This is a genomic window from Undibacterium sp. RuRC25W (genome assembly GCF_049339825.1).
Taxonomy (GTDB): domain Bacteria; phylum Pseudomonadota; class Gammaproteobacteria; order Burkholderiales; family Burkholderiaceae_D; genus Undibacterium.
The window spans coordinates 79,538-106,324 of the sequence record NZ_JBMPPD010000002.1 but is presented as its reverse complement, the minus strand read 5'-3'; the positions used below and the strand labels follow the sequence as shown (position 1 = coordinate 106,324).

Genomic DNA, 26,787 nt, shown 5'->3' with positions numbered 1-26,787 from the left:
AAAAAAGCGTAAAAAACCAGCAAAAACCGCTTGAAAAGCAGGTTTTTTACCTAATATCCGATACAGACGAGTTATTTATCTCAATGATTGACCGGCTAGATAAAAAAGCCACGAAAGTTCAATCATTTAACGTAACTCATAAATATTGACAAATAAATAAAATCTAAATTTTGAGGGAAAATCATGGGAAAAATGATTGGTATTGATTTGGGTACAACCAATTCTTGCGTTGCTATCATGGAAGGCGGTCAGCCAAAAGTGATTGAAAATGCTGAAGGCGCACGTACTACACCGTCTATTATTGCTTATCAAGAAGATGGTGAAATTTTGGTTGGCGCGTCCGCTAAACGTCAGGCTGTCACAAATCCAAAAAATACACTGTTCGCGGTAAAACGTCTGATCGGTCGTAAATTCGAAGAAAAAGAAGTGCAAAAAGACATCGGCCTGATGCCTTACACCATTTCTAAAGCCGACAATGGCGACGCGTGGGTGTCTGTTCGCGACAAACGCTTGGCACCACCACAAATTTCCGCAGAAGTGTTGCGTAAAATGAAAAAAACCGCTGAAGATTACCTCGGCGAAGAAGTGACTGAAGCAGTGATTACTGTTCCTGCCTACTTTAACGATGCGCAACGTCAGGCAACCAAAGATGCTGGCCGTATCGCAGGTCTGGATGTAAAACGTATTATCAATGAGCCAACAGCGGCTGCATTGGCGTTCGGTCTGGACAAAAAAGAAAAAGGCGATCGTAAGATTGCGGTCTACGATTTGGGCGGTGGTACATTCGACGTATCGATCATTGAAATCGCTGACGTTGATGGCGAAATGCAATTTGAAGTGTTATCCACAAACGGTGACACATTCCTCGGTGGTGAAGATTTCGATCAACGCGTGATCGATTACATCATCAGCGAATTCAAAAATATCAATGGTCTGGACCTGTCCAAAGATCCGATCGCTCTGCAACGTATTAAAGCGTCTGCTGAACGTGCAAAAATTGAATTGTCCAGCGCACAGCAAACAGAAATCAATGAGCCGTACATCGCCATGGCGAACGGCGCGCCAGTGCATTTGAATTTGAAAATCACTCGCGCAAAACTCGAAGCATTGGTTGAAGAGCTAATCCAAAAAACGATGGAACCTTGCCGTATGGCGATCAAAGATGCAGGCGTTAAAACGTCTGACATCGACGACATCATCTTGGTTGGTGGTATGACCCGTATGCCTAAGGTACAAGAACTGGTGAAAGAGTTCTTCGGTAAAGAACCACGTAAAGACGTCAATCCTGATGAAGCAGTTGCTGTCGGCGCTGCGATTCAAGGTTCCGTATTGTCTGGCGATCGTAAAGATTTGTTGTTGTTGGACGTGACACCATTGTCCTTGGGTATTGAAACTCTGGGTGGCGTCATGACGAAAATGATCCAGAAAAATACAACGATCCCAACGAAGTTCAGCCAAGTGTTCTCGACTGCTGACGATAACCAACCAGCGGTAACGATCAAGGTTTACCAAGGTGAGCGCGAAATCGCTGCTGGCAATAAAGGTTTGGGCGAATTCAACCTGGAAGGTATTCCACCTTCACCACGTGGTACGCCACAGATCGAAGTGACCTTTGACATTGACGCGAACGGTATTTTGCATGTTGGTGCAAAAGACAAAGCCACTGGCAAAGAAAACAAAATCACGATCAAAGCGAACTCTGGTCTGACGGAAGAAGAAATCCAGAAGATGGTCAAGGACGCTGAACTGAATGCTGAAGAAGACAAAAAAGTCAAAGAATTAGCTGAGTCCCGTAATCAAGGTGATGCACTGGTTCACTCCACTAAAAAAGCATTGGCTGAACACGGCGACAAGTTAGACGCAGGCGAAAAAGAGAAAATCGAAGCAGCAATCAAGGATCTGGAAGATGTATTGAAATCTGGTGACAAAGCCGAGATCGACACTAAACTGGGTGCACTTTCAACTGCTTCACAAAAGCTAGGTGAAAAAGTGTACGCAGATATGCAAGCACAACAAGCTGCCGCTGGCGCAGCGGGTGGTGCCGCAGCAGGTGGTGCAGAATCTGCAGCAAAAGATGACGACGTTGTTGATGCTGACTTTAAAGAAGTCAAAGACAACAAGTAATTCTGTCATTAAATAACGGCGACAAAAAAACGCAGAAGCGTGAAGGCGCAGAGGTCGCAGAGCATGTCAAAATGGTCTCTGCGGTCTCTGCGCTTTTGTGGTAACTGTTGTTGAACTTTTAAAATGACACAGTGCGTGCAACGTACGCAGTATGTGAATTAAAAAAACAAGGTGTAATCGAGATGGCGAAGCGTGATTTTTACGAAATTCTCGGAGTCGGTAAAAACGCCTCAGAAGATGAAATCAAAAAGGCTTATCGTAAGCTGGCGATGAAATACCATCCGGATCGTAATCCGGATAATAAATCCGCAGAAGATAAATTTAAAGAAGCCAAAGAGGCTTACGAGATGCTGTCGGATAGTCAGAAACGTGATGCTTATGACCGCTATGGTCATGCTGGCGTTGACCCCAATATGGGGGGGGGCGGTGGCGGCGGCGCGGGTGGTTTTGCCGATGCCTTTGGTGATATTTTTGGTGATATTTTTGGCGGCGGCGGCGGTCGTCGCAGCGCAGGGCCGCAAGTCTACCGCGGTGCAGACTTACGCTACAACCTCGAAATTACGTTAGAGCAGGCGGCAAACGGGTTTGATACCACGATTCGTGTTCCTAGTTGGGACGCATGTGATACATGCCACGGCTCAGGAGCGAAACCTGGAACTTCACCAGTGACCTGTACGACCTGTGCCGGACACGGTCAGGTACGGATGCAGCAAGGCTTGTTTAGTATTCAACAAACTTGTCCAAAATGTCACGGCACAGGCAAGATGATTCCTGATCCATGCCCAAGCTGCTCAGGTGTTGGTCGCATTAAACGTAACAAGACGTTGGAAGTTAAAATCCCGGCAGGCATTGATGACGGCATGCGCATCCGCTCTTCCGGCAACGGCGAGCCAGGCGTCAACGGTGGACCTCCAGGTGATTTGTATGTGGAAATTCACATCAAACAGCATCCGGTATTCCAACGCGAAGGCGATGATTTGCACTGCGAAATTCCTATCTCCTTTGTCAAAGCAGCCTTAGGTGGTGATATCGAAGTACCAACCTTAAGCGGTAAAGCGTCATTTACTGTTCCTGAAGGTACGCAATCCGGTAAGACCTTCCGTTTGCGTAGCAAAGGCGTTAAAGGGGTACGCTCAGGATATGCCGGCGACTTGTTCTGTCATGTTGTTATCGAAACACCGGTAAAACTCACTGAGAAACAAAAAGATCTGTTGCGTGAATTTGAGCAGTTAACCGTCGAGGGCGGCTCAAAGCACAATCCGCAGAGTAAAACTTGGATGGACAAGGTCAAAAAGTTTTTTGAGTAAAACAGTATTGTAAATACCCCGCCCTGCCAGATCCTTGGCAGGGTTTTTTTTGCCATGTTATTTGGATTGAGAATGTGCAAATTAGAAATGGGGCTCCAAAAAAGCTGATGGCATAGTTTCACTTATGCGTTAAGCTGATAGACCATTCATAAAAGCTAAATAAACAGAATGAGGTATTGTCGGGTATTATTTTCCCAGACAAATTCAACCACCAAACTCGACATGAAATAATTGTTTTGAGGAGACACAATGCGTTTAACAACATATACATCGTGGTTAGCAGGACTCAGCTTGCTGATCGGCGTTTCTATGAATGGCAATGCCACAGAAGTTGCAGGCATTAAATTCGACGAGACTGCACAGGTTGCCAACACGGAGCTCAAACTCAATGGTGCTGGTATTCGTTACAAAGCCATTTTTAAAGTGTACGTCGCCGGACTGTATCTCAAAGAGAAAAAAACAGCCGTCAAGGACATCCTGTCATCAGAGGGAACGCGACGCGTTACCATCGTCATGTTACGTGATCTGAGCAGCGAAGACTTTAGCCGTGGTTTTATGCAAGGTATCCAAAAAAATACCGAAAAGGCAGAGAAAGTTAAACTGACTTCGCAATTTTTGCGCCTCGGTGAATTATTTGCTTCTATACCAGAGCTTAAAAAGGGCGACGTCATGACGAATGATTGGGTCCCAGGTGTTGGGACGGTGTTTACGTTGAACGGCAAGAAGTTGGGTGAGCCTTACCCTGACGTCCTTTTCTACAATGCGTTGCTCCGCATCTGGTTAGGTGAAAGCCCAGTCGATAGCGGCCTGAAAAAAGCCATGTTAGGCGAGTCTGAAAGTCGCTCTCTTTTGCATTAATATTTCTTTGGAGTAGTAAAGTGGTCGTACTTTGCTACTCAGCAGCACTTTCCAGCCCCACGTGCGCTAGCAGCTTTTCACTAATCCTTTTATTAAGAAACCAAAAATCAGGTTCAGTTGGCGGAACATAAAAACGATCGGATCACTTTTACGGTGATCGATAGGTCAGGATGTTGTACGTCATATACCAAGTATTTGCCGGCAAAATAGCCGATGTTGCCATCTAAAGTGTGCTGCTATTCGTTTTTTTTGTATAAAAAAGCTGCCATTTTTTCTATTGAATTTGGTGTCAAATGGGATGCATGAAAATAATGCGCTACTCGGGAAACTGCAGAAGCGGTTAGAATCATGCCTGTTTCACATTCAGGGCAATATGATGGTAGACCAAATCCGAACAGAATTGACTCCAGCGCAGTTGTTTGAAAACAATCGTCGGTGGGCGCAAGCGATATGCGATAAAGACGCTGATTTCTTTAAAAAACTCGCCGCACAGCAAAATCCAGAATACTTGTGGATCGGCTGCTCAGATAGCCGGGTTCCAGCGAATGAATTATTGGGATTACTTCCAGGTGAACTATTCGTCCACCGTAACATCGCCAACGTCGTGGTGCATTCCGACTTGAATTGTCTCTCCGTTTTGCAATTCGCAGTCGATGTCCTCGGCGTTAAGCACATTATTATTTGCGGCCATTATGGCTGTTCTGGTGTTCACGCTGCTATGACAGGTGGGCGAGTGGGATTAGCCGACAATTGGTTGCGACATGTGCAAGACGTACACCAGAAGTATGAACGCTATATGGGCGAGACATTAAATCTTAAGCAACGTGGTGAACGTTTATGCGAATTAAACGTGATTGAGCAAGTGGTGAACGTCTGCAAAACGACAGTGATTCAGGATGCCTGGGAACGTGGTCAGGCCGTGACCGTGCATGGCTGGGTGTACGGCTTGCAGGATGGCCTGCTAAGTGAACTGGGCATGACGGTGAGCTCTCCCGAGACACTGGCGCAGCACGTAGAACGAAGTCTGGCACGTTACGACGTCTAGCAATTGCATTTGGGTGTGGCCATGCTGGTAGCAGGTCATACCCAAATCACCTCTTACAGCAGACACTTGGATTCCAGCGATGGAGGCAAGGTGAACATGAGGTAGAAATATGAATCAGATTCAGCCAAAAAAATTGCTGTTGTCCAAATGGACAGCAACGGAAATCGTTTCTAAACAAAAGCATTTCATTGTGACCAAACTGATCGATCAACCTGATCCGGCGCGCCCCATCGAGTTGATCGAAATTGAAGCAGTCTTCAGCAAAGCTGTGCGCCAGATACCTTGGCGTGACTTATGTGATGAAACGCAATGGAAGCGAGGCTGGCAATGATCTCTGCACTGAACCTCGATTCTTTCCCGGCACAGCTACGTGCACTGGTGATAGGCGCCTCTGGCGGTATTGGCGCAGCATTTGTCCGCGCACTGCGTAACGCGTCTACTCAATATCATGTTGAAGAATTACACCGTCACTCAGTACCGCTGATCGATTTTAGCGACGAGCAAACGATACAGCGCGCAGCACAACACCTTGCTGCACATGGCCCTTTTCATCTGATCATTAATGCGACAGGCATTTTGCATAGCAACGATTTGATGCCAGAGAAAAAATTGAGTGACTTGCAGTACGATCAGTTAAAAACAGTCTTTGAAATTAATACTTTCGGACCGGCATTGGTTATGCGTCATTTTGCACCTTTACTCGATAGTCAGCGCGGCGTGATGGTGATGTTGTCTGCCAAAGTCGGAAGCATCGAAGATAATCGCCTTGGCGGATGGTATAGCTACCGCGCATCAAAAGCAGCGTTGAATATGCTGGTGAAAACGGCTGCGATTGAACTCAAGCGTAGTCAGAAAAATACGGTGCTGTTAGCTTTGCATCCGGGTACGGTGCAGACGGGCTTGTCGCAGCCGTTTCGCGGGGGGAGTGCGGCGCGTCAAGCGGATGAGGCGGTCGTAGATATGTTGAATGTGATCAATCAGAAAATGCCTGAGCAATCGGGGAATTTTTATACTTATGGTGATGAGCAGTTGCCTTGGTAGCGGATACTTTAACCACCGCATAGTAAGGTCAAAACCAAAACCGTAAAATACGTGAATTTTTCTATCATCAGTTCCGTGCAAGCGGAAAGCAAGTGACGCGGTGATTGCTAGTACGCCTCACGTCACTAACCGATACCCAACGCCGGTTTCGGTTATAAAGTATTTCGGTTGCGCTGGCTCCCGCTCCAGCTTTTGCCGCAAATTCGCCATGTAAATTCGCAGATAGTGGCTGCTCTCAGAATGATTGGGTCCCCAGACTTCTTTGAGTAATTGTTGGTGCGTCATCACCTTTCCGGCATTTCTGGCCAGTACGGTTAACAAGCGATATTCCAGCGGACTGAGGTGAACCGCTTCTTCACCACGCGTGACAGTGCGCAACCCAAAATTAATGCTCACCTCACCAAACTGAAAAATCGAATCCGCCTGCGCATTGGATGGCTGACGGCGACGCAGGTGGGCGCGGATACGGGCAATCAGTTCTGCCGCACCAAAGGGTTTGCTGAGGTAATCATCGGCACCGGCATCGAGTGCGGCGACTTTTTCGTGTTCTTGTGTTCGTGCTGATAAAACGATCATCGGCACTTCGCTCCAGCTACGCACGTCGCGAATAACATCTAAACCATTCATATCTGGTAAGCCCAGATCGATAATTAACAGGTCTGGCTTACGGGTTGCGCAGGTGATTAATCCTTGTTTACCCGTTTCACTTTCATAGACCACCATGTCTTCTGCCTCAAGCGCGGCTGTCAGAAACCGGCGAATTTGTTTTTCGTCTTCAATCAGGACGATATGGATTTTGCTGTCGCTCATGGTAATTCCGACTCGATCACAGGGGGCATTTCAGGGGCAACACCTACCGGCAGGGCAAATGTAAATTGCGCTCCACCTTCATCTAGTGTCTCAGCCCAAATTTTACCATTGTGGGCACCAATAATTGCTTCGCAAATCGCGAGACCTAAACCAACGCCTGGACTGGCTGCCTCAACATCGCCCCGGGTAAATTTTTCAAAAATATTGATGCCCGTGGGTAAGCCTGGGCCGTTATCTTTTACCATCACCCAGACTTGATCTTTATGCCGTTTAGCACTTAAATCAATGTTACCCGCACCGTACTTAGCGGCGTTTTCAAGTAAGTTGCAAAGTACGCGTTCGATCAGTACGGCATCGAATGAGAGGAGTGGCAGGTCTTTTGGGATATGCGTTTCTAACTGATATCCTAACAAGCTATGACTACAAGCACGTAACGCACTGCCCACCACTTCTTCCAGCGGTTGCCATTCCAAATGCAGATTAATTTTTCCAGATTGTAATCTGGCCATATCGAGCAAATTAGCGACTAGCCCACTCATTCGGAGTGCTTCTTCATGGATGGCGTGACTGAGTTCACGACGTTTTTCGATCTGCAAATCGGCTTGCTGGTCTAAGGTGCTGGCTAAACCGACAATGGCGGTCAACGGAGTGCGCAAATCATGGGAGATAGCGGAGAGCAACGAGTTACGTAGGCGTTCAGCTTCCATACTGATCAAGGCATCTTGTGCTACATCAACGTAATGCACGCGCTCTAATGCCAACGCGATTTGCGACGCAAACGTATCGAGCAATTGTTGCTGCTCTGGCTGGAACAATTGATGCGGATCATGTGGTTCAATTGCCAATACACCGCGGGTGCGCATCGGTGCCTGTAATGGAATATATAAGACTGCATTGGAGGGCAGGGTATTGGTTCCCAGACCTGCCTTTTGGGCGTTGTCATAGACCCATTGCGCCACATCGTTATCGAGTTGTTGTAACGTTGTTTTCGCATCGCCACCAGAGACAGGTGGGCGGACTTTTTCCTGGCTATCCGGTAGCAACACAGCGACTTTTGCCTGGAAAACTGGCGCTACATGTTCGGTACTGATCTCGATAATTTGCTCGATCATCAATGCGCCAGAGAGTGCTTTGGTCATGGTGTAGAGCGCGTCGGCACGACGTTCGCGGTAGTGTGCGATACGTGCCTGAAAGCGCAGATTAGCCATCAGATTACTGATAATTAATGACACTGCCAGCATAATGGCAAAAGTAAATAAATACTGACTATCGCTAACACCAAACGAAAATCGTGGAGGGACAAAGAAAAAATCAAAGCTGGCGACACTGAGAAAGGAGGCGAGTACTGATGCGCCGCGACCAAAACGAATTGCAATAAAGACGACCGCAAGTAAATACAGCATCACAACATTTGCCAGATCGAAGATCTGCGTCAGTGCCGCACTGATTAAGGTGGCGGCCATACACACTACGGCAGTCCAGATATATTCTCTCGTTGTGGTTTTCTTGGTTTGCTCTGCAGTGAGATGGCTGCCACGACTTTCACGGGATTTATCTGAATCAGCTTCCAGATCATGCCCAACCATCACAATATCAATATCTTTTGTACGGTTGGCAAGTTCGTCAGCAAGACTATTTCGGAGTAAACGTTCCCATGCTGGACGCAGCGATTTGCCGATCACGATCTTTGACACGTTGCGGCTCTGCGCATAACTGAGCAACAGTGTTGGCAGACTCTCACCCGCGAGCGTCGTTGTTTCTGCGCCGAGTTCTTGCGCAAGTTTGAGCGTTTTTATGATCGCTTCGCGCTGTTCATTGCTCAGGTTTTGCAGCTTTGGTGTTTCCACATAGACGGCAATCCAGTCAGCGCGCAAACTAGCCGCAAGGCGTGCTGCGCCGCGAACCAATTTGCTGGCACTGTGGTCGGGTCCGACACAAACTAATAAGCGTTCTTTCGCTTGCCATACTGTATTGATGGATTGGTCGGCACGGTAGTCGCGCATCTGCACATCGACCTGATCGGCGGTGCGCCGCAATGCCAGTTCACGCAATGCAATCAGATTGCCTTTACGGAAAAAATTCTTGGCGGCACGTTGTGCTTGATGTTCGAGATAGACTTTGCCTTCTTTGAGACGGCGCAATAATTCGTCTGGAGGTAAATCGACGAGGGTAATTTCATCGGCCTGATCAAAGACTTTATCCGGCACCGTTTCCCATACGCGAATACCGGTAATTTGACCGACAACATCATTGAGTGTTTCGAGATGCTGAACATTAACCGTCGTGTAGACGTTGATACCCGCTGCGAGTAATTCTTCAATATCCTGCCAGCGTTTAGCATGGCGTGATCCGGCGACGTTAGAATGCGCTAGCTCGTCCATTAAAATCAGACCAGGACGACGCTTCAATGCCTCATCAATATCAAATTCGGACAGGATCCGATCTTTGTAGTCAATTTTTTTTGCGGGCAACACCTCCAGATTCTGACTGATCTGTACTGTGTCATGTCGACCGTGCGTCTCAACTACACCCACTAAAACGCTGACACCATTGGCTTTCTGAGCATGAGCAGCATTGAGCATCGCATACGTCTTACCGACCCCAGCGCAGGCGCCAAAGAATATTTTTAGACGACCGCGTTGTTGTTTCTGGTCATCGCGCTGGATCTTGTCCAGCAAGGCATCTGGATCGGGGCGGCTGGTATTCATGGTTTCAATAGTGAAATAGCCCGGCAGGTCAATGCCGGGCAGGAGGTTTGTGCAACTGATGCACAACCACATCTGATCGCTTAATGCAACTGCTCAGGTGTCTACTTAGTTATCTGCTTAGTTATCTGCTTAGTTACCTGCTTAGTTACCTGATTAAGCGCCAGATTAAGCTCAAGTACATTCACGCGCGCTTCGCCAAATAGACCTAATTGTGGTTCTTTGGTATGTTGCGCAATTAAATCACGTACTTGATCAACTTTCAATCCGCGTGCTTTAGCGATACGTTGGACTTGATAGCTGGCAGCGGCCGGACTGATTTCTGGATCCAGACCACTAGCAGAGGCGGTGACGAGATCCACCGGAATGACTAATTGATTTTCCGGATCTGCTTCGTGCAACGCTTTGATGCGATCTTCAATGGCAGTTTTTAGTGCAGGATTGGTTGGCCCTTGATTAGCACCGCCGGATGCCAGACCGTTATAGGCAAAGGTACCTGCACCAGACGGTCTGCCCCAGAAATTCTTTGGATCAGAAAAATTCTGACCGATCAGTGTTGAACCTAATACCTTGCCATCTTTTTCAATGATACTGCCATTTACTTGATGGCTAAACGCGATTTTTCCTATGCCAGTGACGGCTAATGGATAAACGATACCAGTCACTGCGGTCAACAGAATGAAAGAAGCGAATAAAGGACGTAAAGGACGTAAAATTTTCATAATAAGCTTTCCATTCGTTTGTTTAAACCAGACCAAAAATAGTGAGGATGATGTCGATTAATTTAATACCAATAAACGGTACGATCAGACCACCTAAGCCGTAGATCAGTAAATTACGACGCAATAACACATCCGCGCCGAGTGCTCGGTATTTCACGCCTTTTAATGCCAGCGGGATCAGGAACACGATGATTAGCGCATTGAAAATCACCGCCGACATAATCGCACTGGCAGGGCTGGTTAAGTGCATCAAATTGAGGGCATTTAGCTGTGGGTAGGTTGTCGCGAACATCGCGGGAATAATCGCGAAGTACTTCGCTACGTCATTGGCGATACTGAACGTCGTCAGTGAGCCACGTGTCATCAGCATTTGTTTGCCGATTTCCACGATCTCAATGAGCTTGGTTGGATTTGAATCCAGATCAACCATGTTACCCGCTTCTTTGGCTGCCTGTGTGCCACTATTCATGGCAACAGCAACGTCAGCTTGTGCCAATGCTGGGGCATCATTAGTGCCGTCACCGGTCATTGCGACCAGTTTGCCTTCTGCCTGATGGGAGCGGATTAATTTCAATTTGTCTTCAGGGGTCGCTTCAGCCAGGAAATCATCGACACCTGCTTCAGCAGCAATCGCTGCGGCGGTTAGACGGTTGTCACCCGTAATCATGATGGTTTTAATACCCATTTTGCGCAATTCTGCAAAACGCTCTTTGATGCCACCTTTAACGATATCTTTGAGCTCAATCACACCCATCACGCGCTGATCGTCAATCACAACCAGTGGCGTACTACCCTGACGCGCTACCTGATCAACAATGTCAACGACGGCTTGTGGGAAACTATGCCCCATTTCAGTGAAGTATTTACGGGTCGCGTCAACAGAGCCTTTACGAATTTTTCGAACTACGCCACCCTGGTTCAGATCCACGCCACTCATCCGAGTTTGTGCGGTAAATGGAATGAACTCTGCACCCAGCGCTTGAATATCACGTTCACGTAATTGGAATTGTTGCTTTGCCAGAATGACGATACTACGACCTTCTGGGGTTTCATCAGCCAGTGAAGACAATTGTGCTGCATCTGCTAATTGTTCTTCAGTCAGGCCAGGGGCAGGATAGAAAGTCGATGCCTGCCGATTGCCCAACGTGATGGTGCCGGTTTTATCAAGTAACAAGACGTCAACGTCACCAGCGGCTTCAACCGCGCGTCCTGATGTTGCAATTACGTTGGCTTGCATCATACGGCTCATACCTGCCACACCGATCGCTGACAACAAGCCGCCAATGGTCGTTGGAATCAAGCACACCAGCAGTGCGACCAGTACAGTGATCGTTACCGGCGTACCAGCACCAGACGCATCGACACTGAATTGCGAGAAGGGCAGTAAGGTCACCGTTGCTAACAGGAACACGATCGTCAATGCTACGAGTAAAATCGTCAATGCGATCTCATTCGGTGTTTTCTGACGCTTCGCCCCTTCCACCATGGCAATCATACGATCCAGGAAAGCTTCACCTGGATTGACTGTCACACGGACGATGATCCAGTCAGACAACACGCGTGTACCACCAGTGACAGCACTGAAGTCACCACCTGATTCGCGGATCACTGGCGCTGATTCACCTGTAATAGCAGATTCATCGACCGAGGCTACACCTTTAATCACTTCGCCATCGGCTGGTACCACGTCATTGGCTTCAACAAGGATGATATCGCCTTTACGCAAGGTAGCGCCGCTGACTAACATTTGCGGCGATCCACGTTTTGCCGTCGACAATTTTTTAGCACGTACATCTTGTTTTGCTCCGCGCAGCGACTCTGCCTGCGCTTTGCTGCGTCCTTCAGCCAAGGCTTCAGCGAAGTTAGCAAACAGGACGGTAAACCACAACCAGAGCGCCACTGCGAGAATAAATCCGGCAGATGCTTCACCCTTGCTAGTAAAAGCCTGAATGGCTAACGCAGTGGTCAAAATACTCCCCACATACACCACAAACATAACCGGATTTTTCATCTGGATTTGTGGTTGTAATTTTCGGAATGCATCGACAATCGCTGGTTTTACGATGCTGGCGTTCAGCAACGATAGTTCAACTTTATGGCTCATTTTCTTCTTTCTTTTTATTGGGCGATCATCATCAGATGTTCAACGATAGGACCGAGCGCCAATGCGGGGATGTAGGTCAGCGCACCGACGATCACCACGGTACCGAGCAGTAATGCAACGAATAGTGGACCATGGGTAGGCAGAGTGCCTGCGGTGGCAGCCAGACGTTTTTTACGGGCCATTGCACCAGCCACTGCCAGAATCGGGATGATGATAAAGAAGCGACCAAACCACATCGCAATAGCAAGCATAGTGTTATAGAAAGGTGTATTCGCGTTCAGGCCAGCAAAGGCACTACCATTGTTATTAGCTGCTGATACAAAGGCGTACAGGATTTCAGTAAAGCCATGTGCCCCAGGATTAGAAATACCTGCTTTACCATCCGCGACCATGACCGAGACTGCCGTGCCGATCAGCACCAGTAAAGGGCAGATCAGGATTGTGATCGCAATCATTTTCATTTCAAAGGCTTCGATTTTTTTACCCAAATATTCTGGCGTACGTCCAATCATTAACCCCGCAATAAACACCGCCATAATCGCGAAAATCAACATACCGTACATACCAGCACCAACACCACCAAAGACGACTTCACCTAATTTCATTAATACCAGTGGCACCATGCCGCCTATAGGTGTGAAAGAATCATGCATAGCGTTCACCGCGCCACAGGATGCTGCTGTTGTGATCGTGGCGAACAAACCCGATGCGGTAATGCCGAAGCGAGTTTCTTTGCCTTCCATGTTGCCACCCGCTTGCGACATCGTTGGCGCGCTGTTCATGGACTGATCGAGACCAAGCTTGTTGAACAGGGGATTACCTTGCTGCTCAGCCATGATCGCGATACCGGCAAATGCGACAAATAAGATAGTCATGACGGAAAAAATGGCCCAACCCTGACGCTTGTCGCCAACCATCTTACCGAACGTAATACATAACGCGGCGGGGATCAGGAAGATCGCAATCATTTGCATGAAGTTCGAGAATGGTGTTGGATTTTCGTAAGGGTGTGCAGAATTTGCATTAAAGAAGCCGCCACCATTGGTGCCAACCATTTTGATCGCTTCTTGGGACGCAACCGGTCCCATCGGCAATGTTTGTGTCGTAGTGCTTTGTGCTTCCATCACTGGTTTGCCCGCTGCATCATTGACAGGTGCGCCAGCGGCATCCACTTTAGGGATGGTGTAATCGAGTTTTTCAACCAGCTGTGCCGTTTTGTAGGCATCAAAGTTCTGAATGACGCCCTGACTCATGAAGCCGATGGCGAAGACAAATGACAGCGGCAACAAGATATATAAAGTACCGCGGGTCAGATCTACCCAGAAGTTACCGATGCTTTGAGCGGTGTGACGGGCGAAGCCACGAATCAGCGCGATGGCGACAGCGAGCCCAGTCGCTGCAGAGAAAAAATTTTGCACACTTAAACCAGTCATCTGGGTCAGATAACTCATTGTTGTTTCTGGCGTATAACTTTGCCAGTTAGTGTTCGTGACAAAACTGATCGCCGTGTTGAACGAAGAGTCAGGACTAATACTTGGCAATGCTTGCGGATTCAACGGCAACGCGAGTTGTAGACGTTGCAAGCTATACACGACCACCACGCCCAGCACATTAAATGCCATCAGCGTGATGGCGTAGTGCTTCCATGACATTTCTTCGGCTGCATTAATGCCAAATAGTTTGTAGAAAAACTTTTCTGTCGGCTGGAGTAACCATGATAGGGCATTTTTTTCGCCATTCATGACCTTGTTGATGTAAAGACCCAAAGGCACGGCAAGCGTCGTCAATACGACCATATACAGTGCGATTTGGAAAAAGGCTGAGTGATTCATCAGAATGCCTCCGGTTTCAAGAGCGCATAGACCAGATAGACGAGTAAGAGAGCCGCTACAACAGCGGAAATAAGTTGAAACAGGCTCATAAGCCGCCTCCAAGATGGCTACAACCCTTAATCAGGGCGAATGTACAGACTGCAAACAGCAGTGTGTATCCCAAGTAGATAAAGTCCATATAACCTCCAGTGAAATCCTTCAATGACAGACTAGACAATAGGGAAAAAGGGATAAAGATGTCGTATAGCTTCGTTATTGGCGTGTAAAAATTGTGTAAACGTCGATATATATGTTGTTATAAATATATTTTTAAATGAATGCCGTTTCTCTACATAATCAAAAAAAAGAACCCAATCGACTATGTACCCACCGTGCTCAGAACAATGCGCGACGCTCGTTGAATCGCGCAAACTTGATCCGCTAAAAATCGCTGTTCACGCCTCAAAAAATGCAGTTGGTCGCAATCATCATTCGTTGTCGATATTGATTGCTTATGATTCAAGCTGTCATTCCATGTGGTGTAGAAAAACTGCTTAAGAATGACAAACCAAAGCACTCTTCCGCAGTACAGAGTGACTGAATTTTATTTTCAGAATTTGTTATTTCTATACAGAGAAAAGGAACCATCATGTCAAAATTAATCGCTCTCATCACCGGCACGTGCGCTTTGTTGTTGGTGCAACAGGCCGTGTTCGCTGCTGACACACCATCGTCAGAGGCTGCTGTACCAACGATAGAATTACCAGCCCATGTAAGACACATGGATGCAGAGGCGGCATCTCAATTTGTCGGCGTTTATGAGTTATCGAATGGGGATGCGTTGAAGATTGTCAAACGAGGACAGTCTTTGTATGCGAGATTGGACAACGAAGACATGATGCACCTTGTCGTCGTTGCTGGAAAAAACACTTTTGTTTCAACTGATAAACATCTGAAGATTCATATTGAGCACGACAGGGATGGAAACGTTAGTGGTGAAGTGTACATTGCACGTCATGGAAGTGGATTGCCCGTGATGGCAGCGATACGCTGAACACTCTGCTAGTTCGTCTCTGGAAAGTATTTGTCGTAGCGGCTGAAATGAAGCCTGAAAATCGTCTTGCTTATACAGACGAATTTTGGAATTATCGTAAAATTCGATCGACTTACCGCCCAGTTATTTTGGGACGATGATACGTAGATACGTGCTTATCTGAAGTTGAAAAAACCTTCAGCTCAACAACATGTCAGCTGAAGGTTTTTGTCCATTCATATCAATAGTTTTGTCTGATGCGGTGCTGAATTCAGGCCGTTCTGCATTAGAACGTTTTTGTTGCGATCAACACTGCACTGGTTTTACCCAAAAATTTACCGTTGGCTGGTGATGCATAAAACGTCTGATTGGCGTTTGTACCAATAGCAGCGAGGCTGACGGTGATGTCACCGAATTGTTTCAACTCTTTGCTGACGCCGACTTTATAATCGGTGTAAGTGGCTGCGCTGGAATTTGTTCCTTGCACTTTTTGGTAACCCACATGCAGATTGAGTGTCAGGCCTTCGCTGATGTTGATATTCGCACCAGCATCTAGGTAGCCGCTGTTTTTGCTATCGACGATACCGAATAGCGGTGTCACTGCATGTGAGTATTTGATATAGGCTGGACCGTAACCGAGTTGACCATAGAGTTCTAAGGTGTTCCCATTTCGCATGCCAGCATTAGTCAAATTATTGTTTACATAAACATAGGCCAGAACGCCGATATCATAAGAAACGTCTTTGGTGACTTCTCCTTTTTTACCAGCGTAAATATCCCATTCGGCGGGAGTACTTCCTGCACCTGGCGTGTCGGAAATCCATTTGATGGTCGATAACCAGGTACCTGCATAGAGGCCGGTAGGATTGTTGGTATAGTCAGCGCCGCCTTGTAAGGCTGGATCTAAGCGGGTCTGAGAAATACCACGATAACGATAATCGCTGGCCAGACTAGCGTTGAAGCTGACTTCATTGTCTGGTTTTACTTCTTCAGCAAATGCGCTTGCTGAGGAAATCAGCGTTGCAACGACACTCAACAACAGGATATTTTTCTTCATGTGATCTTCCTATATATCGTCACCAATATGGCGACTTGATGGTAGTTAGAATAGCGGTGAAGGTATAAAAATAGTGCAAAAATAGTCTAGGCGAACGTATAGATGACGTAAAGCTGCTTTCGTATCATTTATAAAATTTTAAAAATCTCAGACATTCCGTGCACTACTTGTTCTATATCCTGCTTATCTTGCTGAATCTAATTTAAAAACAGTGTTCAGGTGCTGGGAATGATTGATCTTTTACTGCAGCGACATAGGCGGATACTGCCGCATCGATATTTGTCTGACCTTCCATGAAGTTTTTGACAAAGCGAGCTTTGCGTCCCGGGAACACACCCAGCAAGTCATGCATGACTAACACTTGACCAGAGCAATCGACACCAGCGCCGATACCAATGGTCGGGATGTGTAATGACTCAGTGACTTCTTTTCCTAACGTCGCAGGAATGGCTTCCAGAACCAGTAAGCTCGCGCCAGCTTCTTGCACGGCCAGTGCTTCGGTTTTGAGGAGTTCAGCGCCAGCATCTGTTTTACCTTGTACCTTGTAGCCACCTAAGGTATTGACGGACTGGGGTGTTAAGCCCAGATGTGCGCAAACAGGAATCGAACGTTCAGTCAGGAATTTGATAACGGGTAACAGCCAGGTACCACCTTCCAGTTTCACCATGTGCGCACCGGCTTGCACCAGTTGGACAGCGTTGTGAAACGCTGATTCTGGCGTAGCGTAGCTGCCAAACGGCATGTCCGCTACGATCAAGGCTTTTTTATTGCCCCGTGCAACAGACGCGGTGTGGTAGGCAATGTCGGCGATAGTGACGGGTAAGGTGGACTCATGTCCCTGGCAGACCATTCCCAGCGAGTCGCCAATCAACAATACTTCAACACCACAACGGTCCATCAATGCAGCAAAGCTTGCATCGTAGCAGGTGAGCATCGTGATTTTTTCGTCCTTGGCACGCATAGTTTGTAAGCCAGGAACACTGACAGCCTTACGATCTTGTAAATATTCAGCCATTCTTTTCTCCAAAGATAATGCTGTCATCTGATTTTTTGACAGCTGGTTTTGGTCTCCACCATCACCTCAGATCAGGTTTTTATTTGTTGGTTTGACATGCGAAACGGGGCAACGACATGATGCCGCGTAGTCTAACCTAAATCTGATCGGTACTCGCTCTGACAATTGCTCCATCGTTTGTTCTAGTTTAATGCTAGTCAGAGAAGTTTAAAAATAATCTGATTTTCTACCTGAGGCAGTAATTCACTTGCTGCTCCGTTGCCTGGGATACTGATCTCAGGTGCTAGTTGCACCAGCGGAAGCAAGACAAAAGCACGTTCCGTCATACGCGGATGCGGTACGGTCAGGGTGCTTGTGTTGATCTGCTCTTCGCCATACAACAGCACATCGAGGTCTAAAGTGCGCGGTGCATTACGATACGGACGTTCACGTCCAAACACGTGTTCAATGTCTTGTAGTGCTTCGAGCAATGCTTGTGCAGTTAAACTGGTGCGTAACTGAGCGACGGCATTGACATAATCATCGCCGCTTGAGTCGATCGGTGCACTGCTGAATAACGACGAAGCCACGACATCTTGGCAACCTGCGATCTTCGATAGCCTGACGATTGCTTCGTGCACGGTATCGCGCGCGTTACCCAGATTGGCACCGATGCCAATGTAGGCCTGAATCATTCTTCGGCTTTCGGCTTGGCAGGACCGCGGCGACGTGGCTTGCGTTTCTTCGCAGCGGGTGCGCTACTGTTCTTCGGTTTGCTATTGATGAGTTGTTCGCGTTGTTCGGCATCGCCATTAATAAAGCCGGTCCACCACTCACCAATTTCCGCATCGATTTCGCCACTGGCACAACGCAGGAGCAGGAAATCATAGCCTGCTCGCAAGCGCTGATGCTCCAACACTTTGTATGGTGTCTTGCCGATACGTTTTTCAAAGCGAGGTTGCATCGCCCAGATATCACGCATGTCAGCGCCGATTTTGCGTTGAATTGCCAAGGCATCTGTCTGTGCGTTTAAGACGTCATCGGCGGCCAAGTGCAGCGCAGGGATCGGGAATTCACCCGCGATTTTATAGGCTTCCCACTTCTCCACCACCTGATGCCATAACAGTGAAGCAAACAAAAAGCTCGGAGAGACAGGTTTACCTTGCTGTACGCGTTCATCGGTATTCGCCAACGCCAGCGTCACAAATTTCTCGCCTAATGGCTGTTCCAGGACAACGTCAAGTAAAGGCATTAAGCCGTGATGCAAGCCTTCTTTGCGTAATTGCTGCAAGCATGCCATCGCATGGCCACTGGTCAGCAATTTCAGCATTTCATCAAACACCCGAGCAGCAGGTACATTGTTGATCAGCGTTGCCATGACAGCGATCGGTGCGCGCGTAGCGGCATCAATATCAAACTGCAGTTTTGCTGCAAAGCGTACCACACGCAGCATGCGTACCGGATCTTCGCGATAACGTGCTTCCGGAATACCAATGATACGTAGGATTTTTTTACGGATGTCTTTAATGCCACCATGATAATCCAGCACTGTCTGTGAGGCTGGATCGTAGTACATGGCGTTGATTGTAAAGTCACGGCGGGCGGCATCTTCATGCTGCTCACCAAACGTGTTATCGCGCAACACGCGACCGTGTTCATCTTTCGGCGCTGCATCATTAGATGGGCCACGGAAGGTGGTAACTTCCAGCAAGTCTTGTCCAAACATCACATGCACAATCTGAAAGCGGCGACCAATGATGAATGCGCGGCGGAACAGACGTTTGACCTGCTCAGGTGTCGCATTCGTCGCAATATCAAAATCTTTTGGTTTGACGCCCGTGAGCAAATCACGGACGGCACCACCAACGATAAACGCTTTAAAGCCGTTTTCTTGCAGGGTCTGCGTAACACGGATGGCGTTGGCCGATACCAATTTAGGATTGATACCGTGTTCTTTGGCAGTGAGCAGGGTTGGCTTTGGATTAGCTTTGCCAGACTCTGCCGAGTTTTTGACGCCAAGTATTTTGCGGATAAATTTCTTAATCATTGCTCACGAATCATTGCTGATGAAACAGGTTAATCTGAGGCCATCCGCGCGCCAGCGCATGTGCGCTCAGTTTTGCGTTTGGATTGGTGGCGACCGGATGGGTCACAACCTCGAGTAAAGGGATATCGTTGTGCGAATCACTGTAAAAATAGCTCTTACTGAAATCACTGAGTTGCTCGTCACGACGCTGTAGCCAGTCATGCAAATGAATTACTTTGCCCGGACCAGAGGTCGGTACACCCAGTAATTTGCCAGTAATATTGTTGTTGCTGTCGACTTCTGGCTCCGCGGCTAATAAATGTCCCACCCCCAACGCTGCTGCAATCGGTGTCGTTACAAAACGATTGGTCGCAGTAATGATGGCGATTAGATCATCCTGATCTTGGTGCTTCTTGAGTAAGTCGAATGCCGCTGGCAATAAGGCAGGTTGAATGACTTCGTGCATGAACTGCGCATGATATTGATCTAACTCGTCCCGCTTAAATTGCGCCAGGGTTCCGAGCGCAAATTCTAGGTATTCAACCGGATCGAGGGTGCCAGCCTGATATTGTGCGAAAAAATCGGCATTTCGTCGTGCAAATGCGTCCGCATCGACGGCACCAATCTTGCATAGGAATTGACCCCATTCATAATCCGAATCGATAGGAATCAGCGTGTGGTCGAGATCAAATAAAGCTAGTTGACGCATGGATGGAGTAAGGTAAGTTGTCTAAATGAGTTGGCTCAGTGAGTCGTTCTTCAGCGTTTTTAAATTTGTTGCTGCAACATCAGTTCACGCAGTAACGGCAAGGTAATCGGACGCTTAGTGACCAGTGAATAATGATCGAGTTGGTCCAGCATATCAGTTAAGGAACTCATGTCACGTTGATAATGCGTAATGAGATAGGGTAACACGCCGGCTGATAATTGAATCCCTCGGGCGTTCGCTGCTCGCTCTAAGGCATCAATTTTATCTTCATCTGTCAAACCATGAAGTTGATAAATCAGACCCCAGCCAAATCGTGTACGCAAATCGTCGCGGACATTGAGAATCATCGGTGGGTGGTTGCCAGTCGCGACTAAGAAACCTCCATTGGCACGTGCTTCATTAAACAAATTGAATGCTGCAATCTGATTTAATGGCGAAAGTAGATCGCAGTCATCGAGCAGATATAAGCTCACTGCATCGCTAAAATCAAAAGCACTTTCTGGCGCATTCGCCGGAATGTAACGTGATTCGCTATGGTCGGCAAGCGCGTGTAATAAGTGTGTCTTTCCTGCGCCGGCCTCACCCCAGATATAGACCGAGCGTTCCCCGTACTGACTTGCAATACGCTGTGAAAATAATCCCAGTAATTGCGCCAGTTCGGCGTTTTGACCGACGACAAACGTGGCGAGTGATGGCAATTTTTGCGCATCGAGATCTAAAAGTAATTGCCTCATGATTGTCGATAAAAAGGACTATTAAAATACGAGGCACGCAAATGTTTAACGGCCACCGATACCACCGCCGAAGCGGGAAGGGCAACCAGAATGCCTATAAATCCGAATAACTGTCCAAATGCCATTAATGCAAAAATGACAGTCAACGGATGCAAACCGATACGTTCTCCGACGAGTCGTGGTGTCAGAACAAATGATTCCAATGTCTGGCCGATACCATAAATGATCGCCACAGCAATCAACCCATGGGCGCCATTAAATTGTAAAACAGCGCCGATCAATGCCAGTAACAAACCAAGCCCGAAGCCCAAGTAAGGGATAAACACCAGAAATCCGGTGATGATACCGACTGGCAACGCGAGATCAAAGCGAGCAATACTTAGTGCTGATGAGTAATAAATAGACAGAGCCAGCATGACTAACAACTGACCGCGTAAATATTGCGCCAGAATGTCGTCGACCTCAGTCATTGCTGTGGTCGCCATCTTCATCCAGCGACGTGGAATAAACGCTGAGGAACGTTCGATCAAAGAGTGCCAATCTAATAATAAATAAAATAAAACGATGGGAATTAACAACAGATTGGCAATCATTCCCAGTACTGCTGTACCGCCCACACGAACGGATGACAAGATCGCTTTGCCAATGACGTCACCGCTGCCAGCCACTTGATCTGACAACAAAGACTTAATACCAGCGCTATCAAGCTTAACGTTATAGCCGTATTGTGCCAGTCTAGGACTGACAAACTGATCAAATTTGTCTAGAAATTGCGGAATTTCATCCTGCAACTGGGGTATTTCTCGCCTTAAAATTGGCACAATCACAAAAATCAGCGCCAGAACGATAGCGATAAACAACACAATCAGCAGCGTAGCAGCAACAGAACGCGGCAGTGACATGCGTCCTAGACGTAGTGCGCACAGTCGGTCCACCCAAGGGTTGAGTACATAAGCGAGCGTCGCTGAGACGATAAACGGCATCAGAACTGGTCCCAGCATGGCAAACAACACCAGCAACGCGCAACCAGTCGCCAGCCATAACATGGTTTGTTTTTGCTCAGAGGAGAAAGAGAGTGACATGGTCAGGGTGGTTCGTTATCAAAAAGTGAATAGACTAATCTAATTTGTTATCGTTTTATGATGTCTTGTCCAAAAATAGGTCAAGCCGCAGCCATTTTGTTAAAATAGCGCTTTTGCCGGACTTTTCTGGCAATTCCTCTATTTTACCGCCTCAAGCCCCTACTGACGAATATCATGAGCACTCCTACCCCTGTTTCTCTCTCTTACGCCGACGCTGGTGTCGATATGGTTGCTGGCGACGCCCTCGTCGATGCCATCAAACCTTTTGCTAAACGAACCATGCGTGAAGGCGTCATGGCGGGTATTGGCGGCTTCGGCGCTATGTTCGAAGTTAGCAAAAAATACAAAGAGCCAGTGCTGGTTTCTGGTACAGATGGTGTAGGTACAAAGCTGAAACTGGCTTTTCATCTGAATAAACACGACACGGTCGGTATCGATCTGGTCGCAATGAGTGTCAATGATATTCTGGTACAAGGCGCAGAACCTTTGTTCTTCTTGGATTATTTTGCCTGCGGTAAGCTCGATGTTGCTACTGCGACTGACGTGATCAAAGGCGTTGCCGCTGGTTGCGAGCAGGCAGGTTGCGCACTGATCGGTGGTGAAACCGCGGAAATGCCATCGATGTATCCAGATGGCGAATACGATCTGGCAGGTTTTGCTGTCGGTGCAGTAGAAAAATCCAAAATTATCGACGGCAGCAAAATCAAACCAGGCGACGTGATCCTTGGCTTGGCTTCCTCAGGTATCCACTCCAACGGTTTCTCTCTGGTGCGTAAAATCATTGAAGTCGCAAAACCAGACCTGAACGCCGATTTCCATGGTCGTACACTGGGCGACGCCTTGATGGCGCCAACCCGCATCTACGTTAAACCATTGCTGGCACTGATGGACGCCATCGAAGTTAAAGGCATGGCGCACATTACTGGCGGTGGTTTGGTTGAAAACGTTCCACGCGTATTAGGCGATACATTAACTGCCGTTTTGCACAAAGATGGTTGGGTAATGCCGCCACTGTTCACTTGGCTGCAACAACACGGCGGCGTCGCTGATGCAGAAATGCACCGCGTATTCAACTGCGGTATTGGTATGGTCGTGATCGTTTCTGCAGAAAACGCAGACGCAGCGATCGCGCATTTGGCAGCTTCTGGTGAGACCGTGTCACGGATTGGTGAAATCCGTGCACGTGAAGGTAATGAGCATCCAACGATCGTTGTTTAAGTAATCTGGATGTGCGGAGGGCGGGTGCAACCCGCCAAACTCTTGTTAATTGATGAGATGGCGATTCTGCGACCAAAGAAACGCTCCGCACACTTTGCCCTACGGGTGTCGTCACTGCGTGCCGGCACAAATTACTTTGTCTCAAGCGGATAAGGTTAAAAGCAACATTACCAACATCAACATCAAAAACGATGACGCAAGCCAACCGTCAATTGTTTATTCCCCGTGCCCACTTCCTCACTATTCCCTTCCGTGTACGCTGCACCATTTTTATTTCTGATCACGGCATACGACGTGTACCCATCAGTCCGTTTCGAAAACGCATACATATAAGCGAAGGCATATTGCTGTGCATCCTGCGCTAGAGTGGTTTTGTCCTCTTTACGGATATAAGTCGCCACGACCGTTTGTACGCCAAATGGTACCGACACACCCAATTGAAGATCTCTACTATCCGTCGATGCTGTTGGAGCGACACCGCCAAAACTTGCGGCCGTATTGTTCAAGCTGGCGCTGTTGAAGCCTTGATCAATCGCATAGCCAAAGTAAGCCACAGCGACGCCAAAGTCATAGTTTGCTGCGAACAATAAATTACGGGCTTTAGAGGTGTTTTGAATAGTTGCGGTATCGTTATTTTTATTGTGGTAAGCAACACGCAGATTCAGCGGACCATCGCTATAGCCGATCGAGCCACCGATAGCGCGTCCGGCATTGATGTCACCAGTCACTTCGCCTGCTACGTACATCAAATCAGCATTGAAGCCATTGACCTTATTACTGCGAAACAGGATGGAATTCCCAGCACGGAAACCCGTTGCTGCCATCACATTGTTGGAGCGCGCAATGCCATTACGTAAAGGATCAACAATCGTGTTGAGGGTCGTAAAGTAAGGGGTATCTTGTAAGCCGACGGATACGGTACCGAGTGGATTGCTTAGTCCGACAACCGAGGTACGTCCGAACAGGATTCCATTCTGCGTCGAACTACCGGTATCGGCATGAATGCCTCCTTCTAAAACAAAAAATGCGGACAGGCCGTTACCCAGATCTTCAGTACCACGGAAACCCCAGCGACTTTGCGTTGCCATGCCGCTGGTGACGCGCAAAGCGTTGCCGTTGATGCCACCCTGATCATAAGAGACTCCCAGATCCATGACGCCGTACATCGTAACGGCTGATTGGGCGTGAGCGGATGGTTGCAGCAGGCAAAGGCAGGTGGCAATGGTAGTGAGGGCGAGTTTTTTCATACGAGGTCTCTCTTTTTTATAAGTGAAAAGGGCGCAGAGATCCCTGATCTCTGCGAGACTTTTCTTTGAACATCAGCTTGGGAGGGCGGTGGCTTCAGACGCTACCGCGGTGGAACAGAACTAAATGAAAGCCGTGGTCTTGGGATGATTATTCCGGTTCGTCAATTGCTTCGATTTTCCCCATCACAAACACAAACGAAACAATACCGATGGCCAGAATTACACCAGCAACAAAAAAGGCATTGATGAAGGAATTGGTGGCACCAACAATGTAGCCAGTTACGATAGGCGCAGCGGCACCCATGAGGTTATTGACGAAGTTCATGATGCCGCCGATCGTACCTGCACCACCTTTTGGTGCGATCAATGAAGGTAATGACCAACCAACTGGTGCGGCTGATGCCAAGCCACCGAGCGCAATAGAAATCCAGAAAATTGCCCAGAAAGGATCGACTGTTTGTGTGGCGCCAAAGACAGCCAGACCAAACAACATGCCCGTTACCAGAACGCTTTTACGGACTTTGGATTCGTTATATCCACGTGAAATCAGATGATCAATTAACCAGCCACCGACAAACAAATCTGTGATGGTCGCAAATACCCATGGAATCGCAGCGAAGCCTGCGGATTTGATAATACTCATGTGCATTGTTTGCACGAGGTAGCCTGGCAACCAGGTGAGGAACAAATAAAAAGAATAACCATATGCTGCAAAACCGATCGTTAAGCCCCAGACTTTAGACTGCTTGAGCAAATAGGCGAGCATATTGACTGCGCCTGCCTCTGATTTTCCTTCAGCGGCCGCGCCACCTTGCTGGATATAGTTTAACTCTACTGCTGTCAGTTTTTTGTCTGCACTTGGATCGCGATAAATAATCAGGAACGCAAAGAAGTAAGCAAAACTTAATACTGCAGTTAAACCGAAACCCCAACGCCATCCAAAACTGACGACCGTCACCGCGACCAGCGGTACGCCAATCACATTAGAAAATTTAGCCGCTGCATCGAAGATTGCTGTTGCCAGACTACGCTCGCTGCGTGGGAACCAGTAGCCGGTTGCTTTGGCGCTAACAGGGAACGCCGGGGCTTCAGCGATACCAAGCAAAATACGGGCAAAAAAGATCCCAGCAAAGCCACTCGAAAACGCCGTGATGGTGGAAGCGATTCCCCACAGGAATGCGCCCCAGCGGCCCACTTTAGTCGGACCAAACCGATCAATTACCATGCCGACGGGGATTTGCAATACGGCATACGACCAAGCAAACGCGCTAAATAGCAAACCCATTTGCACCGCGGTAAGTTGGAACAGTTCCTGAATTTGCGGTGCAGCGACGGACAGTCCGATGCGATCGATATAATTAATCAGCACGCCAATGCCGAGTAAAGCGCCGATACCCCAGCGTCGGTGTGGTATTTTTTCTTGAAATTGCGATGACATGGTTGTCTCCTGAGAATACGGTTTATTGTTTGTTGTTATAGAGATGTGGTGTGCATTTTGATAATGTGATTGATGAGTGTGTCGGGTGTCTCTTCAATGTCCAGAGAAATGCCGACCTCATCGTCTTGCAGAACTTGCAAATCAGCGAGCTGACTATCAAGCAATGACACAGGCATAAAATGCTGTTGCCGCGCCTGCATTCTTTCGGCGATGAGGTGACGATCGCCATGCAAGTGAATAAAGCGCAAATCCGGATCAGCCGAACGTAACAAATCACGGTATGCACGCTTTAAGGCCGAGCAAGACAGCACTAGACCATGCCCTTGTTCACGTGCATCAGCAATGAGTTTGGTCAGTTGCATCAGCCAGTCTGAGCGATCGCTATCCGTCAGGGGCGTGCCGTCACGCATTTTCAGTACGTTAGATGATGGATGATATTGATCGCCCTCAATGAACTGCATATGGAGACGATGCGCTAAGCCTTGACCAATCTTGCTTTTGCCGCATCCACAAACACCCATTACTACCCATCGTAAAGTCGTGACGTCCGTTGACGTCATCTGATCCTGCTTTGAATTCATTGTGTATTTTCCGGTATTAAACTTCAATCTAAATGTTAGCGCTAACATTTAGATTGAAGTTTAATACCGCTACATAATTTGTAAAGAAAATTTTATGCTGCATCACAGCATAAAATAGAGTGATTTTAGTGAGGTAGGGGG

At 47.8% G+C, this 26,787-nt stretch carries 24 protein-coding genes; 8 read left to right on the top strand and 16 right to left on the bottom strand.

Annotation, left to right across the window (positions count from 1 at the left end):
* Positions 1 to 183 precede the first annotated feature (183 nt).
* The 6 genes from dnaK (at position 184) to ACO0KV_RS01570 (ending at position 6,375) form a co-directional block, all read left to right on the top strand.
* Complete coding sequence (gene dnaK / locus ACO0KV_RS01595) at positions 184 to 2,124, top strand: molecular chaperone DnaK (RefSeq protein ID WP_423039222.1); 1,941 nt, start codon at positions 184 to 186, stop codon at positions 2,122 to 2,124.
* Positions 2,125 to 2,306: 182 nt separating this feature from the next.
* Positions 2,307 to 3,431 (top strand): molecular chaperone DnaJ, encoded by a 1,125-nt coding sequence (dnaJ, locus tag ACO0KV_RS01590; RefSeq protein WP_423039220.1) that lies wholly within the window; start codon positions 2,307 to 2,309, stop codon positions 3,429 to 3,431.
* A 249-nt stretch (positions 3,432 to 3,680) separates the two neighbouring features.
* Positions 3,681 to 4,289: a chalcone isomerase family protein gene (locus tag ACO0KV_RS01585; RefSeq protein ID WP_423039218.1), complete on the top strand. Its 609-nt coding sequence runs from the start codon at positions 3,681 to 3,683 to the stop codon at positions 4,287 to 4,289.
* A 376-nt stretch (positions 4,290 to 4,665) separates the two neighbouring features.
* Positions 4,666 to 5,334 (top strand): carbonate dehydratase, encoded by a 669-nt coding sequence (gene can / locus ACO0KV_RS01580; protein ID WP_423039476.1) that lies wholly within the window; start codon positions 4,666 to 4,668, stop codon positions 5,332 to 5,334.
* A 109-nt stretch (positions 5,335 to 5,443) separates the two neighbouring features.
* Positions 5,444 to 5,665 carry a TIGR02450 family Trp-rich protein gene (locus ACO0KV_RS01575; RefSeq protein ID WP_423039216.1) on the top strand — a complete coding sequence of 74 codons (222 nt, stop codon included), beginning with the start codon at positions 5,444 to 5,446 and terminating at the stop codon, positions 5,663 to 5,665.
* Positions 5,644 to 6,375, top strand: coding sequence for an SDR family NAD(P)-dependent oxidoreductase (locus tag ACO0KV_RS01570; protein WP_423039214.1), 732 nt, complete (start codon positions 5,644 to 5,646; stop codon positions 6,373 to 6,375). Before ACO0KV_RS01575 ends, ACO0KV_RS01570 begins: the two co-directional genes overlap by 22 nt.
* A 117-nt stretch (positions 6,376 to 6,492) precedes the next feature.
* On the opposite strand, the gene kdpE is transcribed toward ACO0KV_RS01570, so the two are convergent.
* The 6 genes from kdpE to kdpF form a co-directional block, all read right to left on the bottom strand.
* Positions 6,493 to 7,185: a two-component system response regulator KdpE gene (gene kdpE / locus ACO0KV_RS01565; RefSeq protein ID WP_423039212.1), complete on the bottom strand. Its 693-nt coding sequence runs from the start codon at positions 7,183 to 7,185 to the stop codon at positions 6,493 to 6,495.
* A complete protein-coding gene (locus tag ACO0KV_RS01560; protein ID WP_423039210.1) occupies positions 7,182 to 9,893 on the bottom strand; it encodes a DUF4118 domain-containing protein in 2,712 nt (903 codons plus the stop codon). The genes kdpE and ACO0KV_RS01560 overlap by 4 nt, the downstream gene beginning before the upstream one ends.
* A 101-nt stretch (positions 9,894 to 9,994) precedes the next feature.
* Positions 9,995 to 10,612, bottom strand: coding sequence for a potassium-transporting ATPase subunit KdpC (gene kdpC / locus ACO0KV_RS01555; RefSeq protein WP_423039208.1), 618 nt, complete (start codon positions 10,610 to 10,612; stop codon positions 9,995 to 9,997).
* A 22-nt stretch (positions 10,613 to 10,634) separates the two neighbouring features.
* Entirely contained in the window at positions 10,635 to 12,716 is a 2,082-nt protein-coding gene (kdpB, locus tag ACO0KV_RS01550; RefSeq protein WP_423039206.1) for a potassium-transporting ATPase subunit KdpB, read from the bottom strand.
* Positions 12,717 to 12,730: 14 nt separating this feature from the next.
* A complete protein-coding gene (gene kdpA / locus ACO0KV_RS01545; protein ID WP_423039204.1) occupies positions 12,731 to 14,548 on the bottom strand; it encodes a potassium-transporting ATPase subunit KdpA in 1,818 nt (605 codons plus the stop codon).
* Positions 14,548 to 14,637 (bottom strand): K(+)-transporting ATPase subunit F, encoded by a 90-nt coding sequence (gene kdpF / locus ACO0KV_RS01540; protein ID WP_423039202.1) that lies wholly within the window; start codon positions 14,635 to 14,637, stop codon positions 14,548 to 14,550. Before kdpF ends, kdpA begins: the two co-directional genes overlap by 1 nt.
* A 539-nt stretch (positions 14,638 to 15,176) precedes the next feature.
* Between kdpF and ACO0KV_RS01535 the strand changes: the two genes are divergently transcribed.
* Positions 15,177 to 15,581 (top strand): hypothetical protein, encoded by a 405-nt coding sequence (locus ACO0KV_RS01535; RefSeq protein WP_423039200.1) that lies wholly within the window; start codon positions 15,177 to 15,179, stop codon positions 15,579 to 15,581.
* A 265-nt stretch (positions 15,582 to 15,846) separates the two neighbouring features.
* On the opposite strand, the gene ACO0KV_RS01530 is transcribed toward ACO0KV_RS01535, so the two are convergent.
* From ACO0KV_RS01530 to ACO0KV_RS01500, 7 genes are all read right to left on the bottom strand, one after another.
* Positions 15,847 to 16,617, bottom strand: coding sequence for a TorF family putative porin (locus ACO0KV_RS01530; RefSeq protein ID WP_423039198.1), 771 nt, complete (start codon positions 16,615 to 16,617; stop codon positions 15,847 to 15,849).
* A gap of 202 nt (positions 16,618 to 16,819) precedes the next feature.
* Entirely contained in the window at positions 16,820 to 17,632 is an 813-nt protein-coding gene (gene panB / locus ACO0KV_RS01525; protein ID WP_423039196.1) for a 3-methyl-2-oxobutanoate hydroxymethyltransferase, read from the bottom strand.
* 197 nt (positions 17,633 to 17,829) lie between these two features.
* Positions 17,830 to 18,306, bottom strand: coding sequence for a 2-amino-4-hydroxy-6-hydroxymethyldihydropteridine diphosphokinase (gene folK, locus ACO0KV_RS01520; protein ID WP_423039194.1), 477 nt, complete (start codon positions 18,304 to 18,306; stop codon positions 17,830 to 17,832).
* Positions 18,303 to 19,658, bottom strand: a complete 1,356-nt coding sequence (gene pcnB / locus ACO0KV_RS01515; protein WP_423039192.1) for a polynucleotide adenylyltransferase PcnB — start codon at positions 19,656 to 19,658, stop codon at positions 18,303 to 18,305. The genes folK and pcnB overlap by 4 nt, the downstream gene beginning before the upstream one ends.
* A gap of 10 nt (positions 19,659 to 19,668) precedes the next feature.
* Positions 19,669 to 20,346, bottom strand: coding sequence for an HAD family hydrolase (locus ACO0KV_RS01510; RefSeq protein WP_423039190.1), 678 nt, complete (start codon positions 20,344 to 20,346; stop codon positions 19,669 to 19,671).
* Between the two features lie 59 nt (positions 20,347 to 20,405).
* Positions 20,406 to 21,080 (bottom strand): DnaA regulatory inactivator Hda, encoded by a 675-nt coding sequence (gene hda / locus ACO0KV_RS01505; protein ID WP_423039188.1) that lies wholly within the window; start codon positions 21,078 to 21,080, stop codon positions 20,406 to 20,408.
* Positions 21,077 to 22,162 carry an AI-2E family transporter gene (locus tag ACO0KV_RS01500; RefSeq protein ID WP_423039186.1) on the bottom strand — a complete coding sequence of 362 codons (1,086 nt, stop codon included), beginning with the start codon at positions 22,160 to 22,162 and terminating at the stop codon, positions 21,077 to 21,079. Before ACO0KV_RS01500 ends, hda begins: the two co-directional genes overlap by 4 nt.
* A 174-nt stretch (positions 22,163 to 22,336) precedes the next feature.
* Between ACO0KV_RS01500 and purM the strand changes: the two genes are divergently transcribed.
* A complete protein-coding gene (purM, locus tag ACO0KV_RS01495; RefSeq protein WP_423039184.1) occupies positions 22,337 to 23,380 on the top strand; it encodes a phosphoribosylformylglycinamidine cyclo-ligase in 1,044 nt (347 codons plus the stop codon).
* A gap of 182 nt (positions 23,381 to 23,562) precedes the next feature.
* On the opposite strand, the gene ACO0KV_RS01490 is transcribed toward purM, so the two are convergent.
* The 3 genes from ACO0KV_RS01490 to ACO0KV_RS01480 all read right to left on the bottom strand — a co-directional run bounded on the left by ACO0KV_RS01490 (position 23,563) and on the right by ACO0KV_RS01480 (position 26,646).
* On the bottom strand, positions 23,563 to 24,627 hold the full coding sequence (locus ACO0KV_RS01490; RefSeq protein ID WP_423039182.1) for a porin: 1,065 nt from the start codon (positions 24,625 to 24,627) through the stop codon (positions 23,563 to 23,565).
* Between the two features lie 148 nt (positions 24,628 to 24,775).
* A complete protein-coding gene (locus ACO0KV_RS01485) occupies positions 24,776 to 26,065 on the bottom strand; it encodes an MFS transporter (protein ID WP_423039180.1) in 1,290 nt (429 codons plus the stop codon).
* A gap of 35 nt (positions 26,066 to 26,100) precedes the next feature.
* Positions 26,101 to 26,646 (bottom strand): gluconokinase, encoded by a 546-nt coding sequence (locus ACO0KV_RS01480; RefSeq protein WP_423039178.1) that lies wholly within the window; start codon positions 26,644 to 26,646, stop codon positions 26,101 to 26,103.
* Positions 26,647 to 26,787 lie beyond the last annotated feature (141 nt).

Excerpts from the sequence above, each read along its gene's own strand:
- dnaK (WP_423039222.1), top strand. The coding sequence starts at position 184 with ATGGGAAAAATGATTGGTATTGATTTGGGTACAACCAATTCTTGCGTT.
- dnaJ (WP_423039220.1), top strand. The coding sequence starts at position 2,307 with ATGGCGAAGCGTGATTTTTACGAAATTCTCGGAGTCGGTAAAAACGCC.
- ACO0KV_RS01585 (WP_423039218.1), top strand. The coding sequence starts at position 3,681 with ATGCGTTTAACAACATATACATCGTGGTTAGCAGGACTCAGCTTGCTG.
- can (WP_423039476.1), top strand. The coding sequence starts at position 4,666 with ATGGTAGACCAAATCCGAACAGAATTGACTCCAGCGCAGTTGTTTGAA.
- ACO0KV_RS01575 (WP_423039216.1), top strand. The coding sequence starts at position 5,444 with ATGAATCAGATTCAGCCAAAAAAATTGCTGTTGTCCAAATGGACAGCA.
- ACO0KV_RS01570 (WP_423039214.1), top strand. The coding sequence starts at position 5,644 with ATGGAAGCGAGGCTGGCAATGATCTCTGCACTGAACCTCGATTCTTTC.
- kdpE (WP_423039212.1), bottom strand. The coding sequence starts at position 7,185 with ATGAGCGACAGCAAAATCCATATCGTCCTGATTGAAGACGAAAAACAA.
- ACO0KV_RS01560 (WP_423039210.1), bottom strand. The coding sequence starts at position 9,893 with ATGAATACCAGCCGCCCCGATCCAGATGCCTTGCTGGACAAGATCCAG.
- kdpC (WP_423039208.1), bottom strand. The coding sequence starts at position 10,612 with ATGAAAATTTTACGTCCTTTACGTCCTTTATTCGCTTCTTTCATTCTG.
- kdpB (WP_423039206.1), bottom strand. The coding sequence starts at position 12,716 with ATGAGCCATAAAGTTGAACTATCGTTGCTGAACGCCAGCATCGTAAAA.
- kdpA (WP_423039204.1), bottom strand. The coding sequence starts at position 14,548 with ATGAATCACTCAGCCTTTTTCCAAATCGCACTGTATATGGTCGTATTG.
- kdpF (WP_423039202.1), bottom strand. The coding sequence starts at position 14,637 with ATGAGCCTGTTTCAACTTATTTCCGCTGTTGTAGCGGCTCTCTTACTC.
- ACO0KV_RS01535 (WP_423039200.1), top strand. The coding sequence starts at position 15,177 with ATGTCAAAATTAATCGCTCTCATCACCGGCACGTGCGCTTTGTTGTTG.
- ACO0KV_RS01530 (WP_423039198.1), bottom strand. The coding sequence starts at position 16,617 with ATGAAGAAAAATATCCTGTTGTTGAGTGTCGTTGCAACGCTGATTTCC.
- panB (WP_423039196.1), bottom strand. The coding sequence starts at position 17,632 with ATGGCTGAATATTTACAAGATCGTAAGGCTGTCAGTGTTCCTGGCTTA.
- folK (WP_423039194.1), bottom strand. The coding sequence starts at position 18,306 with ATGATTCAGGCCTACATTGGCATCGGTGCCAATCTGGGTAACGCGCGC.
- pcnB (WP_423039192.1), bottom strand. The coding sequence starts at position 19,658 with ATGATTAAGAAATTTATCCGCAAAATACTTGGCGTCAAAAACTCGGCA.
- ACO0KV_RS01510 (WP_423039190.1), bottom strand. The coding sequence starts at position 20,346 with ATGCGTCAACTAGCTTTATTTGATCTCGACCACACGCTGATTCCTATC.
- hda (WP_423039188.1), bottom strand. The coding sequence starts at position 21,080 with ATGAGGCAATTACTTTTAGATCTCGATGCGCAAAAATTGCCATCACTC.
- ACO0KV_RS01500 (WP_423039186.1), bottom strand. The coding sequence starts at position 22,162 with ATGTCACTCTCTTTCTCCTCTGAGCAAAAACAAACCATGTTATGGCTG.
- purM (WP_423039184.1), top strand. The coding sequence starts at position 22,337 with ATGAGCACTCCTACCCCTGTTTCTCTCTCTTACGCCGACGCTGGTGTC.
- ACO0KV_RS01490 (WP_423039182.1), bottom strand. The coding sequence starts at position 24,627 with ATGAAAAAACTCGCCCTCACTACCATTGCCACCTGCCTTTGCCTGCTG.
- ACO0KV_RS01485 (WP_423039180.1), bottom strand. The coding sequence starts at position 26,065 with ATGTCATCGCAATTTCAAGAAAAAATACCACACCGACGCTGGGGTATC.
- ACO0KV_RS01480 (WP_423039178.1), bottom strand. The coding sequence starts at position 26,646 with ATGAATTCAAAGCAGGATCAGATGACGTCAACGGACGTCACGACTTTA.